The 14506-nt window shown below is 64.1% G+C and carries 15 protein-coding genes; 10 read left to right on the top strand and 5 right to left on the bottom strand.

Annotated elements, in window-relative coordinates; all coding sequences use genetic code 11:
• Nucleotides 1-168: 168 nt before the first annotated feature.
• From XH85_RS23325 to XH85_RS23310, 4 genes are all read left to right on the top strand, one after another.
• Nucleotides 169-1347, top strand: coding sequence for a patatin-like phospholipase family protein (locus tag XH85_RS23325; RefSeq protein ID WP_128933650.1), 1179 nt, complete (start codon nucleotides 169-171; stop codon nucleotides 1345-1347).
• A 135-nt stretch (nucleotides 1348-1482) separates the two neighbouring features.
• Entirely contained in the window at nucleotides 1483-2226 is a 744-nt protein-coding gene (locus tag XH85_RS23320; protein WP_128937392.1) for a TetR/AcrR family transcriptional regulator, read from the top strand.
• Between the two features lie 252 nt (nucleotides 2227-2478).
• A complete protein-coding gene (locus XH85_RS23315; RefSeq protein WP_164939742.1) occupies nucleotides 2479-3081 on the top strand; it encodes a PepSY domain-containing protein in 603 nt (200 codons plus the stop codon).
• Between the two features lie 228 nt (nucleotides 3082-3309).
• Nucleotides 3310-4347 (top strand): aspartate-semialdehyde dehydrogenase, encoded by a 1038-nt coding sequence (locus tag XH85_RS23310; protein WP_128933648.1) that lies wholly within the window; start codon nucleotides 3310-3312, stop codon nucleotides 4345-4347.
• A gap of 103 nt (nucleotides 4348-4450) precedes the next feature.
• On the opposite strand, the gene queA is transcribed toward XH85_RS23310, so the two are convergent.
• From queA to coaD, 5 genes are all read right to left on the bottom strand, one after another.
• On the bottom strand, nucleotides 4451-5524 hold the full coding sequence (gene queA / locus XH85_RS23305) for a tRNA preQ1(34) S-adenosylmethionine ribosyltransferase-isomerase QueA (RefSeq protein WP_128933647.1): 1074 nt from the start codon (nucleotides 5522-5524) through the stop codon (nucleotides 4451-4453).
• A 120-nt stretch (nucleotides 5525-5644) separates the two neighbouring features.
• The gene (locus XH85_RS23300) at nucleotides 5645-6109 is read right to left on the bottom strand and encodes a peptidylprolyl isomerase (RefSeq protein WP_008563933.1); all 465 of its coding nucleotides are present in this window, start codon (nucleotides 6107-6109) and stop codon (nucleotides 5645-5647) included.
• The gene (locus XH85_RS23295) at nucleotides 6106-6516 is read right to left on the bottom strand and encodes a hypothetical protein (protein ID WP_128933646.1); all 411 of its coding nucleotides are present in this window, start codon (nucleotides 6514-6516) and stop codon (nucleotides 6106-6108) included. Before XH85_RS23295 ends, XH85_RS23300 begins: the two co-directional genes overlap by 4 nt.
• A gap of 9 nt (nucleotides 6517-6525) precedes the next feature.
• Nucleotides 6526-7089: a peptidylprolyl isomerase gene (locus tag XH85_RS23290; protein ID WP_128933645.1), complete on the bottom strand. Its 564-nt coding sequence runs from the start codon at nucleotides 7087-7089 to the stop codon at nucleotides 6526-6528.
• 38 nt (nucleotides 7090-7127) lie between these two features.
• Nucleotides 7128-7622, bottom strand: coding sequence for a pantetheine-phosphate adenylyltransferase (coaD, locus tag XH85_RS23285; protein WP_091897761.1), 495 nt, complete (start codon nucleotides 7620-7622; stop codon nucleotides 7128-7130).
• Between the two features lie 247 nt (nucleotides 7623-7869).
• Between coaD and XH85_RS23280 the strand changes: the two genes are divergently transcribed.
• From XH85_RS23280 to XH85_RS23255, 6 genes are all read left to right on the top strand, one after another.
• Complete coding sequence (locus tag XH85_RS23280) at nucleotides 7870-8127, top strand: hypothetical protein (protein ID WP_128933644.1); 258 nt, start codon at nucleotides 7870-7872, stop codon at nucleotides 8125-8127.
• 199 nt (nucleotides 8128-8326) lie between these two features.
• Complete coding sequence (locus XH85_RS23275) at nucleotides 8327-10180, top strand: potassium transporter Kup (protein ID WP_128937391.1); 1854 nt, start codon at nucleotides 8327-8329, stop codon at nucleotides 10178-10180.
• Between the two features lie 86 nt (nucleotides 10181-10266).
• Nucleotides 10267-11616: an acyltransferase family protein gene (locus tag XH85_RS23270; protein ID WP_128933643.1), complete on the top strand. Its 1350-nt coding sequence runs from the start codon at nucleotides 10267-10269 to the stop codon at nucleotides 11614-11616.
• Between the two features lie 10 nt (nucleotides 11617-11626).
• Nucleotides 11627-12760, top strand: coding sequence for an ABC transporter permease (locus tag XH85_RS23265; protein WP_128933642.1), 1134 nt, complete (start codon nucleotides 11627-11629; stop codon nucleotides 12758-12760).
• The gene (locus tag XH85_RS23260) at nucleotides 12757-13491 is read left to right on the top strand and encodes an ABC transporter ATP-binding protein (protein ID WP_128933641.1); all 735 of its coding nucleotides are present in this window, start codon (nucleotides 12757-12759) and stop codon (nucleotides 13489-13491) included. The genes XH85_RS23265 and XH85_RS23260 overlap by 4 nt, the downstream gene beginning before the upstream one ends.
• Before the next feature lie 31 nt (nucleotides 13492-13522).
• Nucleotides 13523-14470: an alpha/beta hydrolase gene (locus tag XH85_RS23255; RefSeq protein ID WP_164940354.1), complete on the top strand. Its 948-nt coding sequence runs from the start codon at nucleotides 13523-13525 to the stop codon at nucleotides 14468-14470.
• Nucleotides 14471-14506: the final 36 nt, after the last annotated feature.

Genomic DNA, 14506 nt, shown 5'->3' with positions numbered 1-14506 from the left:
CACGCCAAGGCTGGCTTGTGCCTCAGACTGGGACACAATTGGAGCGGATATTGGTGCCCTGTCCTTGTTAAACAAAACGATACAGTGTAGTTTTATCTTGGGGGCTGGACGAGATTGCCGCGGCAAATTTGCCGGCGGCGGTATAAGCGTGATCGCCAGCCACCGACGATGCCCCTCCCTTCAAGTTCGACCGATATTCCCGGCCTCTCGCAGGGCTGGATAAGGCGGATAGGCGCCCGCCTGGCCGGAGTCCTGGTCCTGACGTGCAACCTGGCGCTCGGTGCCTGCACGTCCCTGCCCCGCACGCCCTATACGGCCGCCGAAGCCAGCACATCGCGTGTGCTCGATATCGATGGCCTCCGGCGCTACGCCGATGAGCCCGTCACGAAATTCAGCTTCGAGAAGGACACCGCGACCAAAACCTATCTGGCGCTATCCGGCGGCGGTGCCGACGGCGCCTATGGCGTCGGCGTGCTGAACGGCTGGACCGCAGCCAGAACCCGTCCCACCTTCTCGGTCGTCTCGGGCGTCAGCACCGGCGGCCTGATCGCGCCGTTTGCGTTCCTCGGCTCGCAATATGACGACACGCTGAAGGAGGTCTACACCAGCGGCATCGCGGAGAGTCTGCTGAACGATCCCAGCATCATGCGGGTGCTGTTCGGATCCGGCCTGTTCGGCAACACGCGGCTGCGCGAGCTCGTCGCCCGCTATGTCGGGCCCGAGATCATGGCGCAAGTCGCGCGCGAAAATGCCAAGGGCCGGAAGCTATTGGTGGTGACGACCGATCTCGACACCCAGCGGACCGCGATCTGGGACATGGGCAAGATCGCCGCGGTCGGAACACCCGAGGCGCTAAAACTGTTTCGCGACGTGATGGCGGCTTCCGCCAGCATTCCCCTGGTGTTTCCGCCGATCATGATCGACGCCGAAGGCCAGGGCCGCAGGTTTCAGGAGATGCATGTCGATGGCGGCGTGACGGCGCCGGTGCTGACGCTGCCGGAAGCCCTGCTCTTCCAGGGCAGCCGCCTGCCGGGCAACGCGAAGATGGACATCTACATCCTCGTCAACAAGAAGATCGAACGCAATTTCGAGCTGGTCTCCAACAGCACCATCGACGTCGCCTCGCGCAGCCTGTCGTCGATCACTCAGTCGCAGACGCGCTCGATCATCTTCTCGACCTATGATTTCGCCAAGCGCAACCGCCTGGGCTTCCATCTCTCCTACATCGCGCGCGACTATCCGACGGCGCCCTCGGAAGGGTTCGATACTGCCTATATGCGGGCGCTGTATCAGTACGGATATGACAAGGCGGCGTCCGGCCAGGCCTGGACATCGACGCTTCCGTGATTCCTCGTGACGGAACGAGGCCATACGGAAACCGTTGACGATACGGCCAATTCGGCCAGATTCGCGATGACGCCCCCGCTCCTGCGCGATATAGAGCGAATGACTGATATCACGACCGCGCAGGAATCATTGGGCATGGGATTGACTGCGACCAAGACAAGAACCGCCGCGCCACGGCGCGAGGTGCCGAAATCGCGCGGCGGCCGGCCGACGAAAACCGCCGCGATCGAGCGCGACCAGCGGCTGATCGAGGTCGCTACCCGCCTGTTCCTGGATCGCGGCTTCGATGCAACCTCGCTCGACGCCGTCGCGGAAGCGGCCCGGGTGAGCAAGCCCACCGTTTATTCCCGCTATGGCGACAAGCGCGGCCTGTTTGCGGCCGTGCTGAGGCGCGAGATCGCGCGCTGGCTTGCGCCGCTATCGGCGGCCGCGGAGACGCAGCTCTCCAGCGCCGCGAACATCTCGGTGGAGCAGCGTCTGGTCGAGATCGGACGCGAGATGCTCACATTCACCTGCGGTCCCGACGCCGTCGCCTTCAGCCGCATGATGACGTCACAGGCCATCAACTTCCCTGACGTCGCCAAACTCGGCAAGGAGGAAGGCTGGCTCAAGGCCGTCGCCACCACGGCGCGCTTCTTCGACCACCTGGTGGAACAAGGCGCACTCGATGTCGAAGACACCACCATTGCAGCCGAGGTGTTTCTCGACGTCGTCGTCGGTCACACCCACCGCATGGCGACGTTCGGAACGGCGCTGGAGATGAAGGCCGCGGAAAAGCGGATGCGGGCGGCGATCAAGCTGTTCCTGGCCGGCGCTCTGGGACCTGCCGACCGCATCCAGAGCGCCGCAAAGAGCACGCAGCGGCGCCCGTCCCGCTGACAATTCCGTGAGCGCGCGATCTATCCCCGGGGAAACACGGCCTCGCCATTTGACCAAAATAAAACGATACGGTATGGTTTAGTTACAAGGTGAGGCGGACCGCTTTTTTCACCAGCCCCAAAGAGGTCCGTCCCGCTTCGATCGTCGTGCCGGGTACAGCCCGATGCGGCGTTCCGCGGCCGACCGATGCCCAAGGTCGGCCGCGAATTCTTTACCATCATCCGGCACATTCGCTGGCCGAGGGTTTCGAGCATGACGACAGCCAAACGATGGACCTCGCAACTGCTTGCGATCGCCTTGCCCGCGCTGCTCCTCGCCGCACCGGCACAGGCGATTGTGACCGCGGGCACGCCGACCGCGCTTCACAGCGACACAGATGGTGATGCCGAAGCGGACCGCCAGGCGGTCAGCCGCGAGATTGAGCGCTTCCGCAGCTCGTCGATCTCGATCAGCCAGGCCATGGCAATCGCGGAAGGCCGGCACGCCGGCGCCACGACGGCGGATGTGAGTTTCGATGGAGCTTCGGGCGTCCCGGTCTACCGGGTGAAGACCCTGCACAACGACCGGATCTGGCGCCACACCATCAATGCTTCGACCGGCGAGCTCGTCGGCGGCGAAGCCGCCCTCCCCCTGGCCGAGCTCGACCTTGAGGACCGCAGCAACCTCGCAGCGCTCGGTGCGATCAGGCACCGCCTCGCGGATGCCGTGCGCGTCGCCGAACGCGCGGCCTCTGGCAAGGCGATCAGCGGCGGGCTGGTGCGCGAACGCGGCCGGCTCAATTTCGCGATTGTCGTGATCAGTGGCGACGACCTCAAGGAAGTCATCCTGGAGCCGCCGGGCGCACGGGCCAAATAGCGACAGGCCCCGGCATCGACCGGGGCGAAAAGCCATTGACGGCTGCAAGACTCTCCCGCATAAGTCGCCGCCATGTTCACGACCACCAAACGCACGACCAAAACCACCACGGCCTCAGGGGCCCGGGGAGGCGTGCGCGCGTAGGTCGTCGACTTAAACGCATCAGCTCTACCGAAGCCCCGCCCTCGATGGTCCGGGGCTTTTTTGTTGTCTAAATTCTCAATGCAAATGGAGGACAAAGTGAGTAACGATCCCGTCGTCGCGATTGTCGGCGTCACCGGTGCGGTGGGCGCCGAATTCATCGCCACCATGGACAAGCGCGGCTTTCGCGTCGGTAAGCTCAAGGCGCTGGCCAGCGCCCGCTCGGCCGGCAGGACGGTGTCGTTCCGCGGGCAACAGGTCGTCATCGAGGAATTGACCGAGCGTTCCTTCGAGGGCGTCGACATCGCCCTGTTCTCCGCCGGCGGCAGCATCTCCAAGAAGTTCGCACCGATCGCGGTCAAGGCCGGCGCGGTCGTGGTCGACAACTCTTCCGCCTTCCGCATGGACCCGAACGTGCCGCTGGTGATCCCCGAGATCAACGCGAACCGCATCCGCGATCACAAGGGCATCATCGCCAACCCGAACTGCGCCGCGATCACCGCGCTGGTGCCGCTGTGGCCGATCCACCAGAAGAACCGCATCAAGCGCGTCATCATCGCGACCTACCAGGCGGCCAGCGGCGCCGGGGCTGCGGCGATGGAGGAGCTGGTCGAATCCACCCGCGCCAATCTCAATGGGCAGGTCTATACGCCCAAGGTGATGCCGCACCCCTACGCCTTCAACCTCTTCAACCACAACACGGCGGTCGACCCTGACACCGGCTACAACGACGAAGAGACCAAGGTCATCAAGGAGACCCGCAAGATTTTCGAGGACGAAACCATTGCAGTCGGTGTCACCTGCGTGCGCGTGCCGGTGCTGCGCGCTCATTGCGAGGCCATCACCTTCGAATGCGAGAAGCCGATCACCGAGGACCAGGTCCGCGCCATCATGGCGCAGGCGCCCGGCGTCAAGGTCGTCGACGACCGCGCCAAGAACTACTTCCCGATGCCAATCGATGCTTCGGGCCAGGACGACGTCCTGGTCGGCCGCATCCGCAAGGATCTCAGCGACGCCAGCGGCCATTCGATCTCGATGTTCGTGGCGGCGGATCAGCTCCTCAAGGGCGCGGCACTCAACGCGGTGCAGATCGCCGAGCTCTTGCCGCAGCGGGTGATGGCGTAACCGGTATCGTAGGGTGGGCAAAGGCGCGCAGGCGCCGTGCCCACCACTTCCCTCGCGCAATCAGGAAAGATGGTGGGCACGCTTCGCTTTGCCCACCCTACCGCTACGGCTCTGCCCGAAACAACAAGCATGCATCCCCGTACGAATAAAACCGGTAGCCAGTCGCGATGGCGTGCGCATACGCTCGCTTCATCGTCTCCAGGCCCGAGAACGCCGACACCAGCATAAACAGCGTCGACCGCGGCAAATGGAAATTGGTCAGCAGGATATCGACCGCGCGGAAGCGATAGCCGGGGGTGATGAAGATCGACGTGTCCGCCGCAAACGGCTGGATGCTGCCGTCCTCCGCGGCGGCGCTTTCCAGCAGCCGCAGTGACGTGGTGCCGACGGCGACGATGCGGCCGCCGTTCTTGCGCGCGGTGTTGAGCCGCTCTGCCGTCTCGGCCGAGATCGTGCCCCACTCGGGGTGCATCTTGTGGCCTTCGGTATCGTCCACCTTGACCGGCAGGAAGGTCCCTGCCCCGACATGCAGCGTGAGCCGGTTGATGCCGACGCCGTGGTCGCGCAGCGCCCGCTCCAGCGCCGGGGTGAAATGCAGCCCAGCCGTCGGCGCAGCGACGGCGCCTTCGTTCGCCGCGAACATAGTCTGGTAGTCGGCGAGATCCTGGTCGTCTGGCGTGCGCTTGGAGGCGATATAGGGCGGCAGCGGCGGGCTGCCGAGATCGGCGATGGCCTGGTCGAGCGCGGGCCCGTGGAACGAGAACGATAGCGTCACCTCGCCTTCACTGCCCTTGGCTTCGACCTCGGCGTCGAGATGGCCGAGCAGGCAGACCTTGCCTTCATTGCCAAAGCGGATGCGGTCGCCGGCTGTGAGCTTCTTCGCCGGCTTCACCAACGCCTGCCAGCGCGAGCCGTCGAGGCGCTTGATCAGTGTCGCCTCGATCCTCGGCTCGGTCTCACGCCCGATGCGACGGCCCCTCAGCTGCGCCGCGATCACCTTGGTGTCGTTGACGACGAGCTGGTCGCCTGGCTTCAGCCATTGCGGCAGGTCGGAAATGGTCTGATCGCGCAACGCGCCATTCTCGACGACCAGCATCTTCGCGGAGTCGCGCGGGCTCGCCGGGCGCAACGCGATGCGCTCGGGCGGCAGGTCGAAATCGAAGAGGTCGGTGCGCATGTCTCAGAACTTGTCATCGCCCGCGCAGGCGGGCGATCCAGTACTCCGATCGTAGCCGCAATCGCCGCTGGTGATTACTGGATGCCCCGCCTGCGCGGGGCATGACACCGACAAATCCGCTTACTCCTTATCCGCCGCCATCCGCGCCTTGACGATCTTGTCGGGGTTCTGCACGGGCTCGCCGCGCTTGATCTTGTCGACGTTCTCCATGCCCTCGGTGACCTTGCCCCACACCGTGTACTGGTTGTCGAGGAAGCGGGCGTCGTCGAAGCAGATGAAGAACTGGCTGTCGCCGGAGTCGGGGTTGGCGGCGCGCGCCATCGAGGCGGTGCCGCGCACATGCGGCTCCTTGTTGAACTCGGCCTTCAGCTTCTTGCCGGAGCCGCCGGTGCCGGTGCCCTGCGGGCAGCCGGTCTGCGCCATGAAGCCGTCGATCACGCGATGGAATACGATGCCGTCGTAAAAGCCCTCGCGGACCAGCTCCTTGATGCGCGCGACATGACCGGGCGCCAGATCAGGCCGCATCTCGATGGTGACGGGGCCCTGCGTGGTCTCGAGGATCAGGGTGTTTTCGGTGACGCTCATGCTCGTCTCTCTTGCGTTGGGGGTGAAGTCTTCCGGGTGCGGAACTGGATCGCGAATGGACGCCCCGCAGCAGCGCCAGCCATTGCATCGGTAAATGGCACCGGCGTGCAGCGTTGCAACGTTTCCATCACTGCGATCCGGTATTGCAGCCGGTCATTGTCGGAGGCCTCCGCGGATTCGTAGCTAATCCGCGGATGGCCCAGAATGTTTCCGGCCCGGTTAAAGCTCACGACGACGGTAATGTCGAGGGGGCGCGCCTTGGCCGGCGGCGGCGGCTTCCAGCAGGTGCGCAGATGCCGGAAAATGTCCTGGATGGTGTTGACCTGCGCGTTTTCGGCGGCCGCACTGGGGATGCCGAGCAGCAGCATCGCGGCAACCAGCACAAGCTTGCCACCGCGGCGCGCCATCGTCCTCTCCTACTTGATGTCGGATGCGACTTGCACCTTCACCATCTTGTCGGGATCGGTGACGGTGCCGCCGGCCGAGCCGGGCGGTGCCTTCTTCAGCTTGTCGACGACGTCCATGCCCTGCACGACCTCGCCAATCACCGTGTACTGGTTATCGAGGCTGCCGCCGTCGGCGAACATGATGAAGAACTGCGAGTTGGCGCTGTCGACGCTGTCACCGCGCCGCGCCATCCCGACGATGCCGCGTGCAAAGTGCACCTTGGAGAATTCCTGCTTCAGGTTCGGATATTTCGAGCCGCCGGTGCCGTTGCCGTTCTGGCCGTCGCCGGTCTGCGCCATGAAGCCGTCCATCACGCGGTGAAACGGCACGTTGTTGTAGAAGCCCTCACGCGCAAGCTGCTTGATGCGCTCGGCGTGCTGGGGCGCGATGTCGGTCCTGAGCTTGATGACGATGCGGCCCTTGGTGCTGTCGATGACGATGGCGTTGGCCTTGTCGAGGTTCGCCGGCAATTGCTGCGCCGCCGCCGGCACCGCGAACACGAGCGCGGCAAGAACTGCGAGAATTCGGATCATGACAACTCCGGTCAGATGAGAGAGGAAGCGCGCCGTTATCAGGCGAATTTTGCCTTGAGCTGTGCCGCAACCAGCGGCGGGACGAAGGCCGAGACGTCTCCGCCCATGCCGGCGATCTGGCGCACCAAAGTGGCGGTGATCGGGCGAACCATGGGAGAGGCCGGCAGGAAGACCGTATGCACCTCCGGCGCCATGGCCTCGTTCATGCCGGCAAGCTGCATCTCGTAATCGAGGTCGCTGCCGTCGCGCAGGCCCCGGATCATGATGGTCGCGCCGTGCTTGCGCGCCGAGGTGACCGACAGATCGTCAAAGGTCACCGCTTCGAACACGCAACCGGCCTGGGCCGCCACCGGCCCGCAGACGTCGTGCAGCATCTTCAGCCGCTCCTCGGTCGAGAACAGCGGCTTCTTGCCGGGGTGGACCCCGATCGCGACAACCAGCCTGTCGCACAGCGAAACGCTGTGCCGGACCACGTCCAGATGGCCGTTGGTGATGGGGTCGAAGGAACCGGGATAGAAGGCGATGCGCGGCATGACCTCCTCCTACCGCGCCCGGCCCGGGCCGGCAAGCCGGGCGGGTTCCCTGGCGGTTTTTCCGCAAAACCATGTCGGAATCCCCCGAATTGTTTCGTCCTGGGGGCGGCCACGAAACAAACGGCGCAGCAACGAAACCATTTCCCGCTCCGGCGAAGACGTCTGGAAACTGGCCATGGTTACTTATCCAGCCAACGAATGACGGGCCGCACACAAGGCGCAGCGGCCGCATCACAGGGGACTGTCAATGATCAAGGCTCTTTCGGCGATTGCCATCTCTGCATGTGTTGCTGCCGCCCTCACCCTGCTGCCCGGCTTCGCCCCGACGGTCGAAGCCAGCGTGCCGCAGCCGCTGGCCAAGAGCGACCGGCTCGACATCCGCAGCATCGGCAAGGACTGCTCGCAGCAGGCCTGGCCGAACTTCGAAGCCTCGTGCCTGCGCCGCGCCGGCACCAAGGCCGATGTCCGTGAGGCACGCCTCGTGACCGCCGATCGGACCCCGTAGTCGGATCTGTCAGCTTCGCGTCAGCTAGTCCGCTATAGACCCAACACAACCCCATGGATATTTGCGACGTCTCGTCGCAGACTGCATGACGCTCGCGCCCGTCGGAATGGCCCGCCGGGCGCGTTTCCATCGGGGGTCGCCATTGTCCAGTACGCCCGCACTCGCCTCCGGCCACCATCCCGATCCGCTGCCGCTTGCCATGACCATGGGCGCCCTCGGGGTGGTCTATGGCGATATCGGCACCAGCCCCCTCTATGCCCTGAAGGAAGCCGCCAAGGCGGCTGCCCATGGCGGCACATTAAGTCACGATGCTGTCCTGGGGGTTGCCTCGCTGATCCTCTGGGCGCTGCTGCTGATCATCTCGCTGAAATACGCGCTGCTGATCCTGCGCGCGGACAACCGCGGCGAAGGCGGCATCGTCGCGCTGCTGGCGCTGCTGCATGCCCGCAACGCCCAGCCCGGCACCTGGCGGGCGCATCTGCTGGTCGTCGGCCTCGTCGGCGCCGCCTTGCTCTACGGCGACGGCGCGATCACACCCGCGATCTCCGTGCTCAGCGCCATCGAAGGCCTCAAGGTCGACGCCCCCTCGCTTGCGCCCGTCGTCGTACCCGTGACCATCGCCATCCTGATCGGCCTGTTCATGATGCAGAAGCAGGGCACCGGCTTCATCGGCCGCATCTTCGGCCCGGTGATGCTGACCTGGTTCGTCGTGCTGGCCGCGCTTGGCATCCACGGCATCGTCAAGGCTCCTGCGGTGCTGGCGGCGCTGAGCCCGTTCTATGCCTTCGACTTCCTGATCCACCAGGATTTCCATGTCTCCTTCGGAATTCTCGGCGCGGCCTTCCTGGCGGTGACCGGGGGCGAAGCCATGTATGCCGACATGGGGCATTTCGGCCGGTTCCCGATCCGGCTCGCCTGGTTCGCGGTGTGCCTGCCCGCGCTGGTGCTGAACTATTTCGGCCAGGCCGCGCTCTTGATCACCGATCCCGCCATGATCGAGAATCCGTTCTTCCAGCTCTGCCCCGACGCCCTGCACTATCCGCTCGTCGCCTTCTCGGCGGTCGCCACCGTGATCGCTTCGCAGGCGATCATCTCCGGCGTGTTCTCGCTGACCCAGCAATCGATCCAGCTCGGCTTCCTGCCGCGCATGCTGATCCGTCACACCACGAGCGCTGCGATCGGACAGATCTATGTGCCGCTGGTGAATTGGCTGCTCGCCGCCGCGACGCTGGGAGCGGTCCTGAGCTTCGGCACGTCCGACGCGCTCGCCGGCGCCTACGGCATCGCGGTGTCGCTGCTGATGGCGATCACCACGCTGCTCGCAGCTCTGGTGGCGATCCAATGGGGCTATTCGCCCTGGCTTGTGGTTGCCGTGAACGGCGCCTTCTTCGTGATCGACGTGATCTTCTTCTCGGCCAATTCGATCAAGTTGTTCGAGGGCGGCTGGTTTCCGCTGCTGCTCGCCGGCCTCGTCGCGTTCCTGATGCTGACTTGGCGCGCCGGCGTGAAGCTGGTCGAGGCGGCCCGCGCGCGGCTGCGCCAGCCCGAGGAGGACCTGATCGAGACGGCCATCAACAAATGCCGCGCCAGGCTGCCCGGGACCGCCGTGTTCCTGGCCTCCGCGCAGCGCGGCGTGCCGCTGGCGTTGACCCAGTTCGTCAAGCACAACCGCGTGCTGCACGAACGCGTGCTGCTGGTCACCGTGCTGATCGAGGAGTCTCCGCACATTCCCGACGACGAACGCGCCGAGATCATCGACATCATCCCCGGCATCACCCGCGTGATCCTGCATTATGGCTTCATGCAGAACCCCACGATCTATGAGGGACTGAAGCTTACTTGCCGCCAGGGCAAGCTGCCCGGCATCGACCTCTCCGACATTACCTACTACGTCGGCCGCGAGACCATTATCCCGAGCGAGGACATCCCGGGCATGTGGGTCTGGCGCGAAGGCGTGTTCGCCTTCCTCCAGCGCAACGCAGAACGCTCCGCCGCGTTCTTCGGCGTGCCGACCAAGCAGGTCGTCGAGTTCGGCACGGAGCTCGAGATTTAGCCGACGCGCTGCGCGCATCGCGTGGCGAGAATGCGCGCAGCGATGCCCCACCGGCACTGGCTGCGACAAGACCCGCGCTGACGAGCATGCCGGCGCGCCGGGCGCTGGAGGCGTTGGCTTCAGCAAAACAGCGTCCGCTGCCCGGCGAATTGGAACCAGGTGGATCGCCTTCGGTTGGTTCCGGCGAGATCAATCCTGGGCCGGTGCTCCCCATGAACCCTGGCGCCAACGTCACATTCAGCAACTTGCGCGCTGTCGTCATCCTGATCGTGGTCGCCTTCCATTCGGCCCTTCCCTACCTCGCCTCTCAGCCGCCGCATCCGTTCGCCTTCGACGCGCCGCCCTATCGGTGGATCGCGTTTCCGATCATCGACCGCGAGCGCTGGTTCGGGCTGGACCTGTTCTGCGCATGGCAGGACGTCAGCTTGATGTCCCTGATGTTCCTTTTGGCGGGCCTGTTCACCCCGCACGGCCTCATCCGCAAGGGCGCTGCCGCCTATCTCGCGGAGCGGTGGTGGCGAATTGGATTGCCCTTCGTCCTGGCGGTCGCCCTTCTCAGTCCGGTGGCGTACTACTCCTCATATCTGACGACCGCGACCGACCCATCGCCTGCGGCATTTTGGCAGCACTGGCGCGCTTTGCCGATGTGGCCCGCGGGCCCGCAATGGTTCTTGTGGCAGCTTCTGTTGCTCAGCGGCCTGGCCGCTGCACTGCATGAACTGATGCCATCATGGCCACGGGCTGCGAGCCTGATCGTCGCCCGGTGCGACGATCGTCCGCTGCTGTTCTTTGCAGGCCTCACAATTCTGTCGGCACTGGCCTATGTCCCGCTTGCGATGATCTTTACGCCCTGGGAATGGACATTTTTCGGCCTATTGTCTTTCCAGCTAAGCCGCCCGCTGCACTATCTCCTCTATTTCTCCGCGGGATTTGCCATCGGCAGCTACGGCTGTGATCGCAGTATCTTCCGCATCGACGGCCCACTCGCGCGCCACTGGCCCACCTGGGTTGCCGCAGCATGTGCCTGCTTTGCACTGTGGGGCGGGCTGACCTCGCTGACGATGCCGGATTGGAATGCCAGCCCGCCCGCATACCGTCTCGCCGCGGCTTTCGCCTTTCCCCCTGCATGCGCAACAGGCGTGATCGCTTTCGTGGCCAGTTCGCTGGCATTGTTGCGTCGCCGCTCGGCGCTCGCCGATAGTCTTTCGACCAATGCCTACGGCATTTACCTCACGCATTACCCGTTCGTGCTGTGGCTGCAATATGCGCTGCTCGGCACGAGACTGAATGCCGTCGCCAAAGCCGCGTTCGTCCTCATCGTGGCACTGGCTCTGAGCTGGGCCGCGAGCGGATTCCTCGCCGCAGGCGTCAGACTGCTGGTGCACCGGCATTCCGGACTCCCGGGCAAGGGCGCTATCTCAGATCAACCTCGATGACGGAACGTCCATGTCACTGGTCCCGACGCTCGCGGCCCGCAATCTCTTCCACGATCGCCTGCGTTTTGCCGCGACACTCGTAGGCATCGTATTTTCGGTCGTCCTGGTGATGATCCAGATGGGCCTGTTCCTGGGCTTCGGTCGCATGGTGACAACGATGATCGACCATACGTCAGCCGATCTCTGGGTGCTGCCGAAGGGAGCGAAATGCTTTGAGGATCCTTCGCTGCTGGATGCGAAGCTGCGCGACAAGGTCGCATCCGTCGATGGCGTCGCCTCGGTGGTCCCGCTAGTCATCGGCTTCTCGGACTGGCGCCTCGAGAGCGGCGAGTTGACACCCATCTTTGTTGTCGGCGCCGATTTGCGTGATGGAAGCCTGAGACCATGGAACGTGGTCGAGGGTGACGTTCGCGCGCTGTCGCAAAATGGAGCCGTGGTCGTCGACCGCTCCTACTACGATCGCCTCGGCGTCTCAAAAATCGGATCAACGGCCGAGATCCGCGGCCGCCGCGTGAAGGTCGTGGCCTTGACCGATGGCATCCGCTCATTCACCACGACGCCCTATGTCTTCGTCGACCTGAAAAACGCTCGCACCTACACCGGAGCCTTTCCCGATCGCGCCAGCAACCTCCTGGTTCGCCTCAAGCCCGACGCCGACCGCGACACGGTTCTTAAGGCCGTTCGAGCTCAGGTTGGTGAACACGAGGTGCTTACGACGGATGAATTCCGCAGCCGTAGCCGCTCGTTCTGGCTGTTCGGGACCGGCGCCGGCGCTGCGCTGTTTGCCGGCGCATTGCTGGGAGTAATCGTCGGCACCGTCATCGTCGCGCAAACACTCTATTCGAGCACCAAGGATCACCTCAGTGAATTCGCCACCCTGCGGGCAATGGGTTCGTCGAATGGATATATCTACAGGGTCATCATCTATCAGGCGCTCCTCAACGCGATCATCGGCTTCATCATTGCGACCGCGATCGGCGCTGTCGTTGTGGAGATGACTGCCAAGAGCGCGTTGCCCATCGTCATCACGCCGTGGCTGATTGCAGCCCTGTTCGTGCTGACGGTCGTGATGTGCGTAGCGTCGGCGATCGGCGCAATCGTGCGTGTGGTGCGGATCGATCCAGCAACGGTATTCATGCGATGAACGAAATCATCATTGAGGCCACCGCGATCAAGAAAACGCTTGGGCGTGGCGCGGGCGAGGTGAAGGCGCTGCGCGGGATCGACCTCACGCTGCGACGCGGCGAGTTCACACTGCTGATGGGGCCGTCGGGCAGCGGCAAGACGACGCTGCTGCTCGTGCTCGGATGCATGCTGGCACCAAGTTCGGGCGCGCTCACCGTGTGCGGTACGCCCACGTCGGGCGTCGACAAGGAGGGACTGGCCAGAATCAGGCGCGACCATATCGGCTTTGTGTTCCAGTCCTATCATCTGTTTCCGACGCTCACCGCTGCACAGAACGTGCAACTCGCCCTCGACATCCGTCATGAGCGTGGACGCAAGGCCAGGAAACGGGCGCAGGAAGCACTGAACCTGGTTGGTCTGGAGCAGAAGGCCGATACCTTGCCGGGCGAGCTCAGCGGCGGTGAGCAGCAGAGGGTCGCGATCGCGCGAGCCTTTGTCGCCAATCCCTCGGTCATTCTCGCCGACGAGCCAACTGCCGCGCTCGACGGCAATAACGGGCGAAGCATCATGCGGATTCTCGCCGATGCAGCCCATCAGCGCGAGCGCGCCGTGCTCGTCGTGACGCATGATCCGCGGGTCATTCCCTTTGCGGATCGCATCGTCGAGATCGAGGATGGCCTGCTGGTCGACACCGGATCCGGCGAACCCGAGCGGCTGCACCTGCCAAAGGCGGCCGCATTCAGGCCGTAAGACCCAAGCGAATGAAGCAAGAGGAAGCACCATGAGCTTGCGCGCGGAAATGCTGCGTCTCGGCATCCGCATGTTCCTGAAACGGCACCGTCAGCCATTCGATGTCGGGACGTGGCGGGCCAACATGCATCGCATGGAGCGATGGGTGCCTCGTCCGCCACGCAGCACAAAGACAAGCGTCGTGCAGGCCAGTCACCTCGGACTACACCGGATCGCCACCCCGGCGTCGCACCCGGGACGCAACGTGCTATATCTTCATGGCGGCGCCTATGTCTCGGGCGCGCCGATCTACTACCGGCATTTCACCTGGCGCATTGCCAATGTGACCAAATCGACGGTCTGGGCCCTTGAATATCGTCTCGCACCTGAACATCCGTTTCCGGCCGCACTGGACGACGCCGTAGCGGGTTTTCTCTGGCTCGCCGGCGAGACAGGCGATCCAGGCGAACTCTTCGTGATGGGTGATTCAGCCGGTGGAGGATTGGCCCTGTGCCTTCTCATGAGGCTGCGTGACGAACGCAAGCCGCTTCCTGCCGCCGCCGTTGCCATGTCACCCTGGACCGATCTCGCGCTCACCGCGCCCTCGTTGATCGAGAATGCCGCCTCAGATCCGATGTTGAACGTGCACGATGTTCCGGAATTCGTGCGTTGCTATCTGGCAGGCGCCGACCCGTATAACCCCCATGCCTCGCCGCTCTATGGCGATGCGTTCGGCCTTCCGCCGGTGCTGATCCATGTCGGCAGCGACGAGATCCTGCGGGATGACGCGGTCCGCATGGCCGACAAGCTGAAACAAGGTGATCCGCGGAGCCGCCTGGAGGTCTGGCCGCGCATGCCGCACGTCTTCCAGCTCTTCGTTCCGGTGCTGCCGGAAGCCCATGCGGCCATCGCTCAGATCGGAGAATTCATCTCCAACCTGCGTTGCGATACAGCTTCGTCAGCTCCCGGGCCAGCGAAAAGCGCGATGAGATCAGGATGAATCGTCATCGCGCTTATTGTTTGAGCATGATCTTTT

Source organism: Bradyrhizobium zhanjiangense (genome assembly GCF_004114935.1).
Taxonomy (GTDB): Bacteria; Pseudomonadota; Alphaproteobacteria; order Rhizobiales; family Xanthobacteraceae; genus Bradyrhizobium; species Bradyrhizobium zhanjiangense.
The sequence above is the reverse complement of the archived record's forward strand: the minus strand, read 5'-3'. Positions and strand labels throughout refer to the sequence as shown.